This is a genomic window from Sporofaciens musculi, from assembly GCF_009830285.1.
Classification (GTDB): domain Bacteria; phylum Bacillota; class Clostridia; order Lachnospirales; family Lachnospiraceae; genus Sporofaciens; species Sporofaciens musculi.
Genome location: NZ_WUQX01000001.1, coordinates 4114978 through 4132953, shown reverse-complemented (window position 1 = coordinate 4132953; position 17976 = coordinate 4114978). Strand labels below are relative to the sequence as shown.

Sequence of the window (17976 nt, the reverse complement as noted above, 5' to 3'; positions counted from 1 at the left end):
TGAATATGAGTAGAAAAAATTTATATGGCATATGGGGAATCCTGGCTGCCGCTGTTATTATTTTCGCGGCGGCGAGTATGTTTGGGAAGACGATTAAGATTAATTATATCGAGCAGATACACTTGCAGGACGACTATCTGTATTATGTGGATCGGGATGAGGGCGAAAAGCTTCGGATTATCCGGTCAAACCCTGACGGCGGACAGGGGGAGCTGATTGTATGCCAAAAGCATGTGCGTGAACAGTACCGAACCATCCGTCAGATTTTTTTTGATGATGCAGGCGAGGCATACGTACTGTTGGAAGAAACAAACGTGGAATCATGGGACGGTGCGGGCAGTAGAATCTATCGGTGTGACTTCGCAAGGAGAAGGCTTGCAGAGACGGATTATGACTTGACGGAGGATAAGGCAAAATACGGGCAGATTTCGGTACAATGTATCCGAGATGGAAAGCTTTATTATATCGGTATACCGGAAACGGAGAAAGGATCGGCGCCGGCTTCCTTATTTGCCAAGGACACACAAGGAAAGCGGGAGCTTTTGGACCAGGTGACACTGGAGTACCCACATCTTAATTCGCAGTTTTTCTTAAGCAAGGAGAATATTCTCCTGTGGATGAATTATGTAGGAGAGGTGTTCGCTAAGGAGGTGGGGACGGAGAGTTACCTTGAAATTGAAGGAGTATCTGGCAGGAGTGGCGTATTCAAGAGTCTTTCTGATGACGGAGAGAGGGCGTATCTGCTTGACTATAAGGCAGAATGTATCCGAAGCGTTGACCTGGCGGACGCGACTTCTAAAGTGGTGTTCTCGGCGGAAGAAATCCGCAAAAAGTATCCGGACTTTACCTTCCAGCAGCTTCAATGGCCGGACTGCACCCAGACGGGCTTCTGTGCAGGGGTAGAGAATGAAGAAGGGAGAACTTCCGTCTGTACCTATCAGGACGGCGTCTATCGGGATTATGAGGAATGTACCCTTACTTCCTCGACAGTCATGTACAGGATGCGGTGGGTCTATGCCGGTATTCTTCTTGTGGCGGCGCTTCTGTGTCTCTACTGGATTGCGTGTATGAAATACCATGTCCAGACCATCTTAGTACGGCTATGTGTGATTTTCCTTCTAAGCCTCCTGGTTATGGACGGATTCCTGGAATACTGGATTGAACAGTCCATGCGTCAGCAGTTGGAGTCCAACCAGACGATAGCGCTGTCAGCTCTGGGAAAAATTCTTCGGGAGGATATTGTACATAATATCGAGACGGATGCGTATGAATTCCCGTCCGGAGACAGAGCTTTGCGTGTAAGCCATCCTTCTGTTGGTAATGGAAAAGGATTCGGAGGGCTGTCCATATATGTGTACAGTATTTTCCATGCAGACGAGGAGGGACATCTGTATGTCAGCGAGTCTATGTCGGAATACTGCGGCGTTCCTGTGGAGTGGATGTATGGTTCAGAGGTCATAGATGCGATGTATCGTTCCTATCAATCAGGTGAGATTGTGAACCAGAGTGATGAGAACCGTAATGGAAAACGCAATAATCAGTTCATTCCATTGGTATTGAGCGACGGGACGAAATATGGTGTGCTGAGGGTTTCCGGTGATGGGAACATACAGGATTACCAGATTTGGTATTATCAGTGGAATCTGAAAAATGCCTCCTCCACCCTTCTCTTAGTTCTGACGGTGGTTCTGATGGTGGTGCTTCATATCTTCCTGCAGCCTCTGAAAACCCTGAAGGAATGTGCCTTAAGGCTCGCGGCGGGGAATCTGGGCGTAACCGTTGCCGTACATGGGCATGACGAGGTGGCGGATATATCGTCGGCATTTAACCAGATGTCACTGGAGATTGCGAAATACGTGGAGGACATTCGGGGGATATCGGATGGCTACTATAAATTCATTCCGGCGAAAATCCTAGATTTGTTAGATAAGGAGTCCATTCAAGAGGTAAAGCTCGGCGACCAGATGACAGGAGATTTTACGATTTTATCTCTCCATGCCATGGATTACTCCAGGCATAAGGTTTCGTTGTCGGCTGAGCAGGTGTATACAAGGATTAACCGTGTCCTGTCCCAGTTGGTTGAGCCGATCAACGGGCATAATGGGGTAGTCGAGCATTTTGACGATATTGGGCTGTCGGCGTTCTTCACGGTCAGCAGCCAGGAGGCTCTTGACGCGGCCATTGAGATTCAGCAGCTTTTGGATGAACGGATGCCGGATAAGGGCAGGACCATTGCGATCAGCTACGGGCGTGTGATGATTGGCGTAATCGGGCACGAGCAGAGGATGGAGGCTACCGCCATCTCCGCACACTCTGAATTGGCGAAGATGCTGCGATTAAGGGGCGGCAAATACGGCGCGCACATATTGATTACGCATCTGGTCTACGAGCAGATACCGGATTTCGACGAGCATTATCATGCAAGATATCTGGGGAATATTTACCTTTCCGCCAGCCATGCTTACGAGCGTGTCTATGACGTCTATGACGGGGATTCGGAGGAGGAATTTTACTACAAGGAGTTGACGAGGGAGATGTTCGAGAAGGGCGTGGGACTGTTTGTGGCAAGGAGGTTCTATGAGGCCAGGCTTATCTTTGTGGAGGTGTTAAAGCAGCACAGGAAGGATAAGGCGGCAAAGGAGTATCTGTACCGGTGTGACCGGTATTATAAGATGGCGGAGGATGAGGCGAAGGAGACGGTTATAGAGAGCTTCTGACGCTGCTGTTTTTAGAAACGAGGTGAAATGAGAATGTTGGATGAGATTTTAGAAAATAAGGATGATGAACCCTTGGAAACCAGTGAGACGGAAAACGAGGGAACGGATTCAGAACCGGATGTGGACGAGAATGTGAAACATATCCCTATTGAGGAAGACAGCGGATTATCGGAAGAAGAAACATTAAACAGTAGCGCGGGATTTCCGCATGTTGATCTGCAGATGGATTCTGACAGCGACGAGTCTTCGGAGAGTGAGGAGGAGGATGAGGACTTAGAGAATCCCCCCAGTACTGTGGAGGCGAAGCCCAAAGCGCAGGGTGAGCAAAGAGAGGGAACTTCAGAGAACGAAGGAGGGAAGAATAAAAGCAAAGTTTATATGGACGGGCATGTGATTGTCCATCCCCGTCTGGAGGATCTTCCAAAAGAGGAAACTCCGGAGAATGAAGGAGGGAACAATGGCGGCTCTGAACACCCCCACCCCCAACCGCAGCCGGAGGCGCCAGAACGAGGCAATTTAGTAAATGAAGAAATAAACGAAGACTTGCGGGATATGGCCTTAGAAAACCTGGACGAGAATCAGGCTGCTAGACGCGGGGAGAATCAGGACAGCAATTTTGACAGTCTGAAGGATTTAAAGGCATTGAAAGAAAAAAAATCGGACGAAAATGGCGAAAACAACGATACTGATAATGCCGGCGATGCAAATGAGACGTTGGAAAAGGTTCTCGAAGCCAGAAAAGGGAATATTTACGCGGCAGTTGTGCTGGCAAAGGGACTGGAGAGGAACGAATCCAACCCATTGGCCAGCGGCAGGTTCTCTCGTTTTATGAATTCTTCTAAGGTAGATAGAATCTTTGACGCCAACAAATTAGGAATGGGTGTCAATGGAATAATCTCTACCTTTGATGAGGATTATGCCAAGTCCAAGGTCGGAAACGGGATTTCACTGGTGGTAAATCTAATCGGCATGGTGGGTTCTCTCCGTGATTTGGCGAAGAAGATACGAGCATTCCGGAATTCGCCCAAATTAAAGGATGCGCCTGATAAAAAGAAGGATATCGTAAGGAATGACACATTTGCCGTAATCGGTATGGTTGCCGATGCCGCTACGATATTGCTCAGGGTCTGCGGGATTGCCAAGGCCATTGCGGGCCTCGCGGGGCAGGGCAAGAGCATGTTTGCAAAGGTGACGGGGTATGTTTCACAGGCTCTTGGCGGCCTCGCGCAGATTGCGGGGCTTTCCACATCTGTGAATCAGATGCTCAAGTTAAAAGACCAAATGAGCAAAACGAAAGCAGAAAGAGAGGATGCACGTAAGGATTTAAATGATCTTATCTTCAAATATTATAGTGACACGGGGGGAGTAGATCGGACGGCTCTTGCATTGGATATGTTGGAACAGGACGATATCACAGAAGAAGATAAGGAGATAGTGGTCAGGTATCTGATGCTTGACAGGAAAGTCGGAAAAATAAACGCGCAGGTGCGTAGCGGAGCATTTGGCCTGACTACTCTTGCTACGGGCCTGATTTCCACCATAACCGGAAGTGTAAACTCAGGGCTGAATAATTTTGATAAGGAAACGGCAACCGATGAGCAGAAAAAGCGGGGAGACGCCGCAAAGACTGCAAATAAGGTTGGGGCGACCCTTGCGAATTCTGCCGTTATACTCGGCGCCTCCAAGAATATGGTCGGGGAAATCATCAACAAATCGAAAAAGCCTTCCAGTGTTGAATCGGCTCTTGGAAATCGGGCAACGGGAATCCTGAATGAACTCAAGGACGAGAAGTACGGCTTGAAAGGGATTGCGGCTTCATTGGCGCACGATCCGGGGGATGAAGAAAAAAATAATGCGAAGGCTGCATTGGGGAAATATGCCGCCGCAGATAAGAATCTTCAGAGCCTTGGCGTGAATTATGGGGTGCTTTTAAAATCAGCCAAGAAAAAAGATTTTGAGCAGGCTTTAATTGCAGGGATATAGTTCTTTGACTGAGAATGGATGGTGTAAGAATGTTTTCTGGGCAGGAGGAATATTTTCAGAAGCTTTTGGTTCTGGTAAAAAAGGAGATTGGCCTGTATACAAAATATGCCGTGCGCCTCAAGGAAAACGGAGGAATCCGGCATATCTACAATACGAAACTATTCAGGGACGAGCTTTCCAACGTGATGGAGGATGCGTTCGCGCATATGGACCGGAGGTCTTACGGCATGGAGAGGGAGGCGCTCTTTGGAGAATGGCAGAAGTTTCATGAGAAGGCGTACCGTACCATGAAGGAGGGCGGTGTGTTTCTTGCTTTTGAATATATGCTCATAAAGCTTGGCTTCAATGCGTTCCAGAAGTATATCGCCTGCCTTGCCATGGCGCCGGAGTTGAACCGAGAATTTGAAAGGATGTATAGCTTCTTACAGGACGACCTGGCGTGGAGATATCCTACTCTGGATTTGTGTATCAAGATGTACACCATGGATGAGCAAGAGCAAAATACCCTTATTCATCAGACTTTTGCCTGCAGAGAGTTGTTATGCTGCGCCTTTGGCGCAAAGCCTGCCACCCAGGAGAGCGAGCTGGCATGGCGGTTTAAGCTGCGGGAAAATCTGGTGGAGTATATCTTCTTCCATGAATCGGATTTACAGGGGAGAAAGGGAGAGTATTGTCTGAAGTTTTCGGACGGGGAAACGGAACCGGCGTGCAATATTAACAACCGGACTGCCAGGAACCTTGAGCGCCGTATTCGGGAGGCCGACTCTCTGGTGGACGAAGTCCGCCTTCTTTTCCTACGGGGGCCCTTTGGAAGCGGAAAAAAGCTCCAAATCAGCCTGGCGGCAAAGAGGCAGGGACATGCGGTTTTGTTTCTCGATATGAATGGACTGGTACACAAGAAGACAGATCAGATGCAGGAAATCGCCTGTGACGCGGTGGTTCGGGCATTGCTTAGTAACGCGTTTTTGGTATTCGTCCACTGGGAAGCAGTCTGGAGGGGAGAAAGGAGGAACCGTCAGGCGGCGCAGGCAATGCTTAGGAGGGCATCCTTATTCTTTAGAGACGTGTTCTTTACTGTGGAAGAAGGGGCCGGGGAGGACGTCTTAGAAGGAGAATATCCAGACGGGTACAGAATCGAGGAATTTTGGCTTCGCTTTCCTTCTATACAGGAGAGAAGTATGCTTTGGAGGACGTTTCTCGCACAGGAGGGCTTGCAGGCAGAGGAGGAGAAGGTCTGTGATACGTTGGCAGCGCAGTTTGATTTTACGCCAGGAGTGATACAGGAGGCTGCAAGATTGGCGTGCAGAAAGGCGGCCGTGAAGGGGGAAGTAACGGTTGGGACGGCATATCTGTATCAGGCATGCCAGCAGAAGATTTCCCATAAGCTGGGGGAACGTGCCAATCGGGTCAATGCAGCGTATACCTGGGATGACCTGGTGTTGGAGGAGGGCCCGAAAGAGCTTTTGCGTCAGGCGTGCGGGCAGATTACCCAGCGGGGCAAAGTCTATGAAGAATGGGGATTTGCAGATAAGATGGCATATGGCAGAGGAGTTTCTCTGCTCTTTGCGGGGCCTCCGGGAACAGGAAAGACCATGGCGGCGCAGGTGCTTGCAAGGGAGTTGAATCTTGAGCTCTATAAGGTGGATCTTTCCGGCGTGCTGTCTAAATATATTGGGGAGACACAGAAGAACCTGCGTGAGATTTTCGACGAGGTGAAGAAAAGCAGGAGTATTCTTTTCTTTGACGAGGCGGATGTGCTGTTTGGTAAGCGGGTGGATGTTACGGATTCCAGGGATATCAGCGCCAATGCCCAGACGGCGTATCTGTTACAGAAGATGGAGGAGTACGATGGGATTACGATTCTTGCCACGAATCTGATGCAGAATTTTGACGATGCATATAAGAGAAGGATGAAATATATTATCCGGTTTACATTTCCACAGAAGGAACAAAGAGCTAAGCTCTGGGAGAAGGTGTTTCCGTCGAAAATGCCCTTGGAGGGTGATATTGACATTGACTATCTGGCGGATAATTTTGAGCTTTCCGGCGCAAGTATTAAAAATATAGCGCTCAATGCGGCGTTTCTTGCGGCTTCAAGACAGGAGGTCACAGGGATGGCCCATATTATGACAGCTTTGCAGCAGGAATATGAGAAGTCAGGAAAAATACTTGGAAAAGCGGAATTGCAGGAGTATTATGTATATAAAGTATAGAGAATGGAGATAAAGATGAACAAAGAAGAATTAAGAGAAGGATTAAAGAGGCTGTACGAATATGTAAGCCCCTTGGATTATAAGAGCGTGTTTCTGGAGGAAGGGAATGGGGTTCCTATGGATACGCTTCTGCTTGGCGTTACAATAGGGGAGGAACTGAGTATGGATATCTCTTGTAATTTTGCCCATGCGCCGGAGTTTGGGGATATCCTGCATTTCTATGGGGAACTGGATTTGGAGCCGCTGCTTGAGGAGAATCCGGATGCCTTTTCGGAAAGAGTCATCCTTAAAATGATTAACGGGCTGAACAAGAGCCTGCCTATTGGGCAGATTGTTTACCTTACGGAGGACAGTACAGGAAAATCTCAGAAGGTTATCGGGATTCGTTATACGATGCTGACAGGGCTTTCGGGGGAGGACGAGCTTAGGAAATGCGTCAGTATTATCGAGATGCTGATGAATATCTATGAAATCCTGTGCAGTACCTTGTATCTTTTGTTGGAGGGCGATTCTCTGGAGAAGGCGATGGAGACGCTGTCGAGGATTTTGGAGGAAGATTAGAAGAATGCTCTATGTGGTTGATATGCTGCATAGGGCCTTTTTAGTAAGATAAAACACGTAATATATAAATAAGTAAGATATAGATTAGTAAGATATAGTTGACTAAAAATTTGCAAAATGATATATTATAAATGTAATATTTGTCTATTGGGTATAGTAGATTGGAGGCAGGAGTATGTTTATTGGCAGAGAGCGAGAGATAGATTCCCTGAACCGATTATATATGTCTGGAAGGTTTGAGTTTGTAGTCATCTATGGACGCCGCCGTGTGGGAAAAACAGCGCTGATTAATCATTTTATCAGAGATAAAAAGGCCATCTATTTTATGGGAGTGGAGAGTAATGACAAGCAGAATCTCGAAAACTTTAGTAAAAATATTTTGGAATATGGGACAGGAATTCAGGCGGATACAGCTTTTTTGTCTTTTCAGGCCGCGCTTCAGTATGTGTTTCAATTAGCAAGGAACGAGCGATTGATTCTGGCGATTGACGAGTATCCCTATGTAGCCCGCGCCTCTGAAAGCCTTGCTTCCACGCTTCAGCTTTTGATTGATCAGAACAAAGACAGTTCTAAGTTGATGTTGATACTTTGCGGCTCATCTATGTCCTATATGGAAGATCATGTGCTGGCATATAAGGCCCCTCTTTATGGCAGGAGGACGGCACAGATGAAGCTTCTGCCCTTTGAGTTTGCAGATACCTGCCGGTATTTCAAAAGCTTTTCTGATGAGGATAAGGCATTGATTTACGGCATTGCAGGAGGGACGCCCCAGTATCTATTGCAGATGGATGACAGACTAAGCGTGGAGGATAATATTAAGAATACATTTTTAAACTCCGCATCTTCTCTTTTTGAAGAACCTGAGAATCTGTTGAAGCAGGAGGTTCGGGAACCGGCGCTTTATAATGCGATTGTGACGGCCGTTGCGACGGGCGCTTCCCGTATGGCGGAAATCTCCACAAAGGTGGGTGAGGAAACAAGCGTCTGCGCAGCCTATTTGAAAAACCTGACAGCATTGGGATTGATTCAAAAAGAAACGCCGTATGGAGAGAAGATGTCTCGAAAATCAATTTATAGGATTGAGGATAACATGTTTCGGTTCTGGTATCGGTTTGTCCCTGAGAATAATTCCATCATTGCCCGCGGGGCGTCAGAGCTGGCATATAAGCGGATTGAGCCCCATTTGTCAGACTATATGGGAAAAGTATTTGAAGATATATGTAAGCAGTATCTTTGGAAATTATTGTTGGAGGGCGAATGTCCCGTTGAATTTAGAGAGGTTGGCCGCTGGTGGGGGAATGATCCGACTACCCGCAGACAGACAGAGATTGATATCATGGGAGAACAGGATAGAGATACGGCGCTGTTCGGCGAGTGTAAGTGGACGAATGAAAAAATAGATGTGGGAGTATTAGAAAAACTGGCGGGGAGAAGTAAGCTGTTCCATTACCATAAAGTGTATTTTTATCTGTTTGCAAAGAATGGGTTTACTAAGGGGTGTATTGATCTCGCGGATAAGATGGGAAACGTATTGTTGGTCACATATGAAGATATTCTGAATGTATTGTTTAAAAAGTAAAATAAATGTATTGACAAGAAAACTTGGCGTACTTATAATTAAAAGTGACAAGAAAACTTGACAATTTTAAAAAGGAGGCGCCATATATGGATAGGGATGAAGTTTTGCGCAGAGTACAGGATAGGAAGCCAAATCAGATGGATGAGATGGAAGCAGATATTTTGAATAAGGGCTGTAAGGTGGGATTAATGGTAGGTCTTATAGCCTGTCTGATTGCTATGGTTACAAAGATGCTCGCAGATGTGCCATACTATGATGTATATGCAATATATTGCTTTATGGCCGGCGGACAATGGTTCTATAGATGGGCGCGTCTTAAAAGGAGACATGATTTATGCTATGGAATACTATGGTGTATCACGGCGGCAGGGCTCTTCATCGGCTATTTAGTTGAAATTTTCTGATGGTGGCTGTATGGATACAGAACTGATCTTGAAAAACAATTTAAAACAGGCAAGGCTGGAAAAACACTTGTCTCAAAATGAACTTGCTAAGCTGGTAGGCGTATCACGCCAGACAATCAGTTCTATTGAGACAGGTGTATTCAATCCGACTGCAAAGTTAGCATTAATTCTGTGTATTGCGTTAGATAAAAAATTTGAGGATTTGTTTTACTTCTAAGTATATACTATGATTGATTACATAGCGATGTGTTAGTAATCATCTGCAGGATGAACTGTCCGTGTTCCTGCCTAAAAATTACGCTGGAGTGGGTCTGTCTGGCAAAGGAGAGGATACTTTTGGTTCCAATGCCGTGTTCAATCCCTTTCTGTGAAATAGGTAGCCCGTCTTCATCAAATACAATATCTGTGCTGCATGTATTGGCAATCTCCATGAGATACTGACTGCCATTCATGCGGCTTTTTAATTTGATACAGCGCTCAATGGATTCATTCCGGCAGGCAACTAGCGCATTATCGAGGGCGTTAGCAAGAACTACGGAGAAGGAGGTAGAATCAATCGTATCTTTCGGAGGCGCTGTGAAATCAGCCTGTACTTGTATACCTTCGTTCTTGGCAGCATCCAGATAATACGTGAGTACAGAGTTAATGATATAGTTCTGGCAGTAATGAGGCGTCTCGCTTTTTAGCAGGGCATCCTCTAAGCCGGACAGCAGGTGCTTGGCATCCTCCATGGCGCCGTCCTTCAGACAGGTATTCATGATAATGGAAAAATGCCGGATGTCATGGCGCAGTATTTTCAGCCTTTCTTCCGATGTAAGGATATTCTTGGCCTGCTTCTCCATAGAAGATACCTGAAGCATCAGGAGCTCCTTTTCGTGGGAGACCATCTGAAGCTGATATTGGCGCAGAATACTCTGGTAAACTACGAAATAAACTATAATCATCAGTACCAAAAGCCCATAGATGTATACGACCCGTATGGGCTCCCTGATATAATAAAACGGAACATTTCCAATTAATTCAATCAGCGCGCAAAAGCAAATCGGAATCAGAGACAGCGAACCCCAGCCGATATGTACGGTTCTGGTCAGATTCAGGAAGGGTTTCCTTAAATACCGATATTCCAGATAGATTACGATGGAATAGACGGCAATAAGGAGAAGGAAATAGGTAAACTGATTGCCATGAAGCAGAGTATTCAATAACAGGACGGTCATGGCAAATATAAGAGAAAAACCCACCTGCGTTGCATAGTTGAACACAGACTGCGCGGGGGAATTGCAGTCCATTTTATAAGCCAGGGCAATGGCTGGCAGAGAAATCGTAAAAAGCATTACCTTCGTAAAGAAGAAATAACCAAATATAGAAATGATTACCCAGGAGGACATAAATACCCATACAAGATAGAACCCGAATAACGTAAGTATTTTCCGAGCAGGATATTTGAATGAAGTAAGGGCTGTCATCATACCCAGGGTAAAGCAGGTAATTAAAAGTATCTTAATGGAATGGGCGATCATATTGTTTTCAAGGAAATTTGACAGGGTCATGGCTCTTTTACCTCCTGAAGCCAGTAATCGATATAGCGTTGCCGTACCTTTGCGGCAAATGAGCGTGCAACGGGAATCTTGTTTCCAGTAGTCAGTGAAAGAAAACCGGTGGTAAGGCGGCTGGAATAATCCAGATTCACCACAAAGGAGGTGTGTGTCTTGAGGAAATTTGGGTGTTCCAGAACCGGCGCAAGAAACTGGTTGAAGCCGGAACGTAGATACAGACTTTTTAAATGTGTGCCGTCAGCAAGATGAAGATGGCACACATGGGAAAGCAGCTCTGCATAGACAATAGTATGCAGAGGTATCTGCCGGATTCCGTCGGACGTCTTGAGGAGAAATACATTATTTTTCTGCTGCTCATAGCGATAGGAAAGCTTGTCAAGCACAGGAAATAAGTTGTCCTTAGATACCGGTTTACAGATATAGTTAAATGCGAACAGACGGAATGCGTCAGGATAGTAATCGTTACTTGAGCTTACGTAAACGATCAGCGGCTCTGCAAGCAGTCTGGTAAGCTGTTCACCCAGACTGATACCTGTCATATCGGGCATGAGAATATCAAGTAGAAAGATATCATAGGCTTCCCCGCCTGAAACAGAGTCGAGCAGATTATAAGGTGAGCGAAATGAATGTATTTTGATCTCCGGATGATTCTGATATTGACACCATTCTTTAATTGTCTCCGAAGTTTTAGCAAGGTCTGTACTATCGTCGTCACAAATGGCAAGGCGTAACATCTTATGTACCTCTTTCATCAAAATTAAGGGATACCCCCATCTATCCAGACATGGCTCAGGTATTTCGAGCTGACAGACTGTCCATCCATGCAGCCTGTCCGGATAGATGTATGTGTGAGGGGTAAGATTATTATAAGATTTTTATGTCGTGAATTCCATACCATGGGATAAACTGTGGATTTTTGGGGACAAACAGAGGCCCACAGATCTGTTTTTTTGGTGCAAAATCTGTATAATTGATGTAAATCCCCAAAAAATGGGGAACTTTAACTAACATAAATAGCAGCGCTAAAGAGAGGAGAGTTTGTGTGAGTGAAAAAAAGAAAAAGAAAACAGGAATAGAGCTTGTGCTGATTTCCCTGGTGGTGCTGTCCATAGTCCGGCAGTTTTTCCTGGGAAGTTACCATAATATGTTTTTGGGGATTTTGACATTAATCCTTTTTATGGTGCCGCAGTTAATCGAAAAGATGGTGGGAGTAACCATTCCTGCAGGTTTAAAAGGTGTAATCCTAATTTTTATCTTTTCGGCAGAGATTCTGGGAGAGATCAATGCATTTTATATCAAGATCCCTATCTGGGATACCATCCTACATACAACCAATGGATTTCTGATGGCGGCAATCGGTTTTGCGCTGATTGACCTCTTTAACAGGAGTGAAAAGTTTTCCATCAAGATGTCCCCATATTTTGTGGCATTTGTAGCGTTCTGTTTTTCTATGACGGTTGGAGTAGTCTGGGAATTTTTTGAGTTCAGTATGGACTGGTTCTTCCACACAGATATGCAGAAGGACTGGATTCTGCCCACAATCAGCTCTGTGAAGCTTGACCCCTTGGGGGCCAACAATCCCATACAGGTAACGGTGGAGTCCCTTGTCGTAAACGGCGAGGAGTGGAATTTTGGCGGCTATCTTGATATTGGAATTGTAGATACCATGAAGGATTTGATTGTAAATTTTGTGGGAGCAGTTGTATTTTCGATTATCGGAATCATTTATTTGAAGCAGAGGGGTAAAGGAAAGCTTGCTTCGTCGCTGATTCCACAGGTAAATGAAGCATACGGGGCAGATGATAAGAAGGAGTCAGGTGTTGATGGGCAAAACAGTAAGAAATAACGTATATCTAATTTTATTCTGCTGTATCATCGGCGCTGTGGCAGGAGGGGTTATCTGGGCATTCCTGAAAATTATGTCTCTTGGGATTCATTTCCTGTGGGAATGGCTTCCGGCCAATTACTCTATTCCGTGTTATACATTGCTTGTGTGTACCGTCGGCGGAGTATTAATCGGTTGTTTCCGGAGGAGGTTTGGAGACTATCCAGAAGAACTTGATGCCGTCATGGCAAAGGTAAAAGCAGAGAAAACTTTTGATTATTCCAATATGCTGGTGCTTCTTCTGAGTGCGCTTTTTCCGTTGCTTTTAGGAAGCAGTATCGGTCCGGAGGCTGGGCTTACGGGCGTAATTGTGGGACTTTGCTACTGGATTGGGGATAACCTTTCGTTTGCAAGGCAGAATGCGAAGGAGTATTCTCAGGTGGGAGTGGCTGTGACCCTTGGCGTACTGTTTCGTTCGCCTCTGTTCGGCGTGTTTGCGGTGGAGGAGGAGAACAAAGACAAGGAGATTATAACGCTTCCGGCAACGTTGAAGGTATTCCTGTACGGTCTTGCCGCCGCTGCAGGAACCGGATGTTATATGCTGTTATCAGATATTTTCGGAGCAGGTCTTGGGGCGTTGCCGTCTTTTCCGGAAATGGAGCCAGAGCTTTGGGATTACCTGATGCTGGTTGTGTACATTCTGCTTGGCTGTGTGCTGGCAAAGTTTTATTTCCTTACGCATCTGGCGGCAGAGAAGGTTTTGACAGGGTTACCTGTTATCTTGAAAGAAACGGTGGGCGGTGCCTGCCTTGGCGCTATGGGGATGCTGATGCCTGTGCTGATGTTTTCAGGCGAAGATGCAATGGGGGAGTTGGCTGCAGATTGTGAGATGTATGCGCCGCTGATTCTTGCCGCCATTGCATTTTTAAAGGTGCTGCTTACGAATGTCTGTATCCAGTCAGGTCTAAAAGGAGGACATTTCTTTCCGATTATATTTGCAGGGGTATGTCTCGGTTATTCCGCGGGGGCGATGGTGTTTGGGTATAGCGGGGGCCATATGGTATTTGCCGCGGCAACTGTGACGGCTTCCTTGCTTGGAGGGATTATGAAAAAGCCTCTGGCTGTGACTGTATTGTTGTTTTTGTGTTTTCCGGTCAAGCTGTTCCTATGGATTTTCCTTGCGGCAGCGGCGGGGAGTATGTTTTGTTCAAAGCTTACGGGCTTGTTATTGCCTGCATAAGCGGGTTGTAATAATAAAATAAATTTCAGGAGGATTTTATTTATGAAGATTTTTTCCATTGTATTTGGGGTGTTGATTGCGATTTGTGGGTTTTCCTGCATATTCACTCCGTTGATTACGTTTCTGGAGGCAGGCTATTTTCTGGTGATACTGCTGTTCGTCTATGGGACGGTAGGGATTATCCGTTCTGTTTCCAATAAGACTTACGGAATTGATTTTGTTTTTGATATCCTAAGCATCATCCTGGGTATCGTGATTCTGGTTGTGCCTGGTCTTAAGCTGATGACAGACGGTATGCTGATTTATCTCATGGCGTTTTGGTTTATGCTTCAGGGGGTAATCAACATCTTTCAGGCGTTTAAGCAGAAGAAGATCACAAAGGGCATGGGATGGGTCTGGACGCTGACACTTGGGATTCTGGGGGTGTTGGTAGGTATCTATTCCGTGGTACACCCAATGCTGCTTGCGCTGACCTTTGGAATTCTAGTAGGAGTCTACTTTATCGAAAGCGGTATCAGCATGATTGTTATGGCTCAGTATATCCAGGGAGATGAAGAATAAAGGGTAGCCAAGGATGAAAGCATGGAAGCGTTGTTATCGTGTTCTGAAGCGGACGGGGACCTTGAAGATTTTCGTTAGCTTCCTTGTGTTCCTTAGTGGGGCGGCGGCAGTATTGGCAGTTGTAGAGCCTGGGATTCATACCTGGGGCGATGCTATGTGGTACTGCTTCGTCGCTTCTACCACGATAGGGTTTGGCGACATCTGCGTTGTTACCAGAGCCGGCCGGATTATAACGGTGCTTGTGTCAGCATATGGGATTCTTATGACGGCAATGGTGCCTGGGGTTGTCGTGAGCTATTATATGGAGTATTTGAAGGTGAGGGAGAAGGAGACTATTTCAGTTTTTCTGGAAAAGTTAGAGAGACTGCCAGACTTGTCTGACGACGAGCTTTTGCAGTTATCCCAAAAAATACAGGAATTTGAGAATAAAAGATAAGAAGGTACAGACGTCGGAAATATTGTTCGGCGTCTGTATTTTTATGCGCAGACCTGTGCAGATGAAATATGCCGCTAAGGCGGCGCACAGGTCGCGCGGCGAGTAGGGAAAATGAATCTTCCCTACTCGATTATGGTAAAATTGAAAATAACTATAAATAGGCACGCTTATCGACATTAACGATTGGACAGAGATTTTTCCTGCTAATATAATAAAAAGTAGTATGTCAGTACACTGGTATTGCAGAAATGAGGGCAGATGTGCATGAAGGATAATTTCGATATAAATGTCTGTTATAAAAAAGTATTCAGGATGTTGGGGAATGAAGGTACGATTGATCAGATGGTAAATGATATTGCAGAATACACCAATACAAGGATTACCGTCATAGATATCGGAGGAAAGATACTTTCTTCCTCGGATGAGAGACAGGACGGAGGGTATGAGAACGGCGGAAACTGGAAAGAGCATCTCCTGTGTTTGGCTGCACAGTACATTGAGGCGCAGAAGGAAGAAGCGTTGGAGTATTCTATGCTGATTGAGGAGGGGGAGGGCTTCAAGGCAGTCAGCAGGATTATGGTAAAAGGTAATACGGAAGGATTCAGTATTATGGAGACGCAGCCAGACAAGGAGCCTGCCATTGCCACAGAGCAGTTATTATGTCAGGCCAATGACATTCTCTGCCAGGCCCTTGGTATACTGATGGAGCGTTACGGCCACAGAGTCTATTATCATGCTTCCACACTCCGACGTATGATAGCCAGAAGCTTCTTTGATGAAGATGCGGGAAATGTATTAAAGATTAGAGAGATTCGGTCTATGTACAATACATATGTGCTTCCAGATTTTATAGTAGCCGTTTTAGAGATGAAGGATTATCATATGTTCCAGCTACAGAAAGCGGCAAATAGTCTTGCAGATGAATTCCCTGATTCATTTATCTATATAAAAGAAGGCAGAGTGTATGTGCTATTTTCTGGGGTACAGGTGAAGCGTCAAAGGAACATGATTGGCTCCGTATTAGAAGATCTGTGCGGCGAATACGGTTTTTACTGTGGGATGAGCGAACCCTTTGACGATGTTGAGCTGGTGGAAAAGAAGCATTTTCTGGTGAGGAAGGCCCTTGAGATTGGAAGGGCGTCAGAGCCGGAGAAGGACATCTATATGGAATACGACTATTATATCCAGACGGTTTGTTCATGTGCGGTATCCTATATAGGGAGAGCAAGGTATTTAGAGAAAGGGCTTCAAGAGCTGAAAAACGAAGACTGTATGAAAGGGACTTGCTTTTACAATACATTAAAAGAATATCTTTTGAACGGGAATAATGTCAGTATGACATCAAAGAAATTATTTATTCACCGCAATACGATGATCTACCGGCTGGGGAAGATTAACGAGATTCTGGGGGTGGATATTAATGAGCCGGCTGTTTCTAAGCGGCTCATGATCAGTATCATTTTGCAGGAGCAGGAACGAAGATGCTGAGCATTGTGCATGATGCATAATGAAAAGTTGAATGTTTGTGTTAAGAATAATTGTTTTTTGCAGAAGGAGTGTGGTAGAATAGGGATGTTTAGGTAAGAGGAGAGCGTTATATGAATATAATAAAGGAATTGCCCGAAATATTCGAGGAATTTGCAGAGCAGAAGAAGCAGTCGTTTTTACTTGTGAAGGAGTGCAAAGACCGCCATATTCCGGTGATCGGTGCGTACTGTTCATACTTTCCAAGAGAACTAGCTGCGGCGATGGGCGCAATTCCCATTGGGCTTTGTTCGTCGTCGGAGGAGACGGTAAAGATTGCGGAGACGGTACTGCCAAAGAATGTCTGTCCGCTGATTAAGTCCAGCTATGGTTTCGCTGTTTCAGACAGATGCCCATATTTTCATTTTGCAGATTTGGTAGTGGGCGAAACCACCTGTGACGGAAAAAAGAAGATGTATGAGATGATGGCGGAGTTTAAAGACGTCTTTATTATGGAGCTTCCAAACATCCAGTCCCATAAAGGGCTTAGGCTGTGGCGGGAGGAGATTATCCGCTTGAAGGATTATCTGGAAGAAAAATTCCAGGTTGTGATAACGGATGAGGATGTTAAAAGGGCGATTCGTCAGGAGAATCGCCGCAGAGAGGCATTAAAGAGGCTGTACGAAGTCATGAAATTAGAGCCGGCTCCACTTATGGGGATGGAGCTGTTGAACGTTCTGTATGGAAGCAAATACCGGCTGGATAAGGAAGAAGTGGCAGAAGAACTGAACCTTCTGACGGACCGAATACTGGAAGAATACAGACAGAAGCCGAAGAAGAAAAAAAGGCCTCGGATACTGGTTACGGGCTGCCCCATCGGGGGAGATACGCAGAAGATTGTAAGGGCAATCGAAGATAATGGCGGCATTGTAGTCGCATTTGAGAACTGTACCGGTGCAAAAGTGCTTGACAAATTAGTGGACGAAGATGATCCTGACATCTACGGTGCGATTGCAAGAAAGTATTTTTATATTGGATGTGCCATCATGACCCCTAATGATAAACGAATTGAACTGCTTGGCAGGTTAATCGATGAATTTCATGTGGATGGGGTGGTAGAGATGATTCTCTCAGGATGCCACTCCGTACATATGGAATCCATCAGTGTGCGTAACTTCGTCAGCGAAGAAAAGCATATACCATATACAGACGTTGTTACGGATTATTCAGCGGGGGATGTGGGGCAACTGAATACAAGAATATCGGCATTTATTGAGATGCTTGAGACACATTAAAAATGAGACTGTTTGGAAAAGAGAATATCTTTTTCCGGCAGTCTTTTTTGTCGTACAGAGAAAAGAATCAGGGATATTTATAGATAAAATATATGAATTATTGCCATTTATAGACAGTATCTAACAATTTGTGCGCGGTGCA

General features: G+C 45.5%; 16 protein-coding genes. 14 read left to right on the top strand and 2 right to left on the bottom strand.

The window, feature by feature from the left end; translation table 11 throughout:
- The first annotated feature begins 5 nt into the window (after nucleotides 1-5).
- The 7 genes from GN277_RS21060 to GN277_RS21030 all read left to right on the top strand — a co-directional run bounded on the left by GN277_RS21060 (nucleotide 6) and on the right by GN277_RS21030 (nucleotide 9674).
- Complete coding sequence (locus GN277_RS21060) at nucleotides 6-2717, top strand: adenylate/guanylate cyclase domain-containing protein (protein WP_159753308.1); 2712 nt, start codon at nucleotides 6-8, stop codon at nucleotides 2715-2717.
- A gap of 33 nt (nucleotides 2718-2750) precedes the next feature.
- Nucleotides 2751-4700 (top strand): hypothetical protein, encoded by a 1950-nt coding sequence (locus GN277_RS21055; RefSeq protein WP_204162770.1) that lies wholly within the window; start codon nucleotides 2751-2753, stop codon nucleotides 4698-4700.
- Nucleotides 4701-4729: 29 nt separating this feature from the next.
- Nucleotides 4730-6913: an ATP-binding protein gene (locus GN277_RS30495; protein WP_159753304.1), complete on the top strand. Its 2184-nt coding sequence runs from the start codon at nucleotides 4730-4732 to the stop codon at nucleotides 6911-6913.
- A 3-nt stretch (nucleotides 6914-6916) separates the two neighbouring features.
- Nucleotides 6917-7474, top strand: coding sequence for a hypothetical protein (locus tag GN277_RS21045; protein ID WP_159753302.1), 558 nt, complete (start codon nucleotides 6917-6919; stop codon nucleotides 7472-7474).
- 175 nt (nucleotides 7475-7649) lie between these two features.
- A complete protein-coding gene (locus tag GN277_RS21040) occupies nucleotides 7650-9053 on the top strand; it encodes an ATP-binding protein (RefSeq protein ID WP_159753300.1) in 1404 nt (467 codons plus the stop codon).
- Nucleotides 9054-9139: 86 nt separating this feature from the next.
- Nucleotides 9140-9457 (top strand): DUF6442 family protein, encoded by a 318-nt coding sequence (locus GN277_RS21035; protein ID WP_159753298.1) that lies wholly within the window; start codon nucleotides 9140-9142, stop codon nucleotides 9455-9457.
- A gap of 10 nt (nucleotides 9458-9467) precedes the next feature.
- Nucleotides 9468-9674, top strand: a complete 207-nt coding sequence (locus GN277_RS21030) for a helix-turn-helix transcriptional regulator (RefSeq protein ID WP_159753296.1) — start codon at nucleotides 9468-9470, stop codon at nucleotides 9672-9674.
- 7 nt (nucleotides 9675-9681) lie between these two features.
- On the opposite strand, the gene GN277_RS21025 is transcribed toward GN277_RS21030, so the two are convergent.
- Together GN277_RS21025 and GN277_RS21020 are read right to left on the bottom strand one after the other, a co-directional pair.
- Nucleotides 9682-11007 (bottom strand): GHKL domain-containing protein, encoded by a 1326-nt coding sequence (locus tag GN277_RS21025; RefSeq protein ID WP_159753294.1) that lies wholly within the window; start codon nucleotides 11005-11007, stop codon nucleotides 9682-9684.
- Nucleotides 11004-11765 (bottom strand): LytR/AlgR family response regulator transcription factor, encoded by a 762-nt coding sequence (locus tag GN277_RS21020; RefSeq protein ID WP_244324990.1) that lies wholly within the window; start codon nucleotides 11763-11765, stop codon nucleotides 11004-11006. Before GN277_RS21020 ends, GN277_RS21025 begins: the two co-directional genes overlap by 4 nt.
- 290 nt (nucleotides 11766-12055) lie before the next feature.
- Here GN277_RS21020 and GN277_RS21015 point away from each other — a divergent pair, with 290 nt between their 5' ends.
- The 7 genes from GN277_RS21015 (at nucleotide 12056) to GN277_RS20990 (ending at nucleotide 17834) form a co-directional block, all read left to right on the top strand.
- Nucleotides 12056-12859 (top strand): hypothetical protein, encoded by an 804-nt coding sequence (locus tag GN277_RS21015; RefSeq protein WP_244324823.1) that lies wholly within the window; start codon nucleotides 12056-12058, stop codon nucleotides 12857-12859.
- The gene (locus GN277_RS21010) at nucleotides 12837-14078 is read left to right on the top strand and encodes a chloride channel protein (protein WP_159753290.1); all 1242 of its coding nucleotides are present in this window, start codon (nucleotides 12837-12839) and stop codon (nucleotides 14076-14078) included. Before GN277_RS21015 ends, GN277_RS21010 begins: the two co-directional genes overlap by 23 nt.
- Nucleotides 14079-14120: 42 nt before the next feature.
- A complete protein-coding gene (locus GN277_RS21005; RefSeq protein ID WP_159753288.1) occupies nucleotides 14121-14639 on the top strand; it encodes an HdeD family acid-resistance protein in 519 nt (172 codons plus the stop codon).
- A 13-nt stretch (nucleotides 14640-14652) separates the two neighbouring features.
- Complete coding sequence (locus GN277_RS21000; RefSeq protein WP_159753286.1) at nucleotides 14653-15075, top strand: potassium channel family protein; 423 nt, start codon at nucleotides 14653-14655, stop codon at nucleotides 15073-15075.
- Nucleotides 15059-15181 carry a hypothetical protein gene (locus GN277_RS31005; RefSeq protein ID WP_280178623.1) on the top strand — a complete coding sequence of 41 codons (123 nt, stop codon included), beginning with the start codon at nucleotides 15059-15061 and terminating at the stop codon, nucleotides 15179-15181. The genes GN277_RS21000 and GN277_RS31005 overlap by 17 nt, the downstream gene beginning before the upstream one ends.
- Before the next feature lie 158 nt (nucleotides 15182-15339).
- Nucleotides 15340-16563, top strand: coding sequence for a PucR family transcriptional regulator (locus GN277_RS20995; RefSeq protein WP_159753284.1), 1224 nt, complete (start codon nucleotides 15340-15342; stop codon nucleotides 16561-16563).
- Nucleotides 16564-16673: 110 nt separating this feature from the next.
- Nucleotides 16674-17834: a double-cubane-cluster-containing anaerobic reductase gene (locus GN277_RS20990; RefSeq protein WP_159753282.1), complete on the top strand. Its 1161-nt coding sequence runs from the start codon at nucleotides 16674-16676 to the stop codon at nucleotides 17832-17834.
- Nucleotides 17835-17976: the final 142 nt, after the last annotated feature.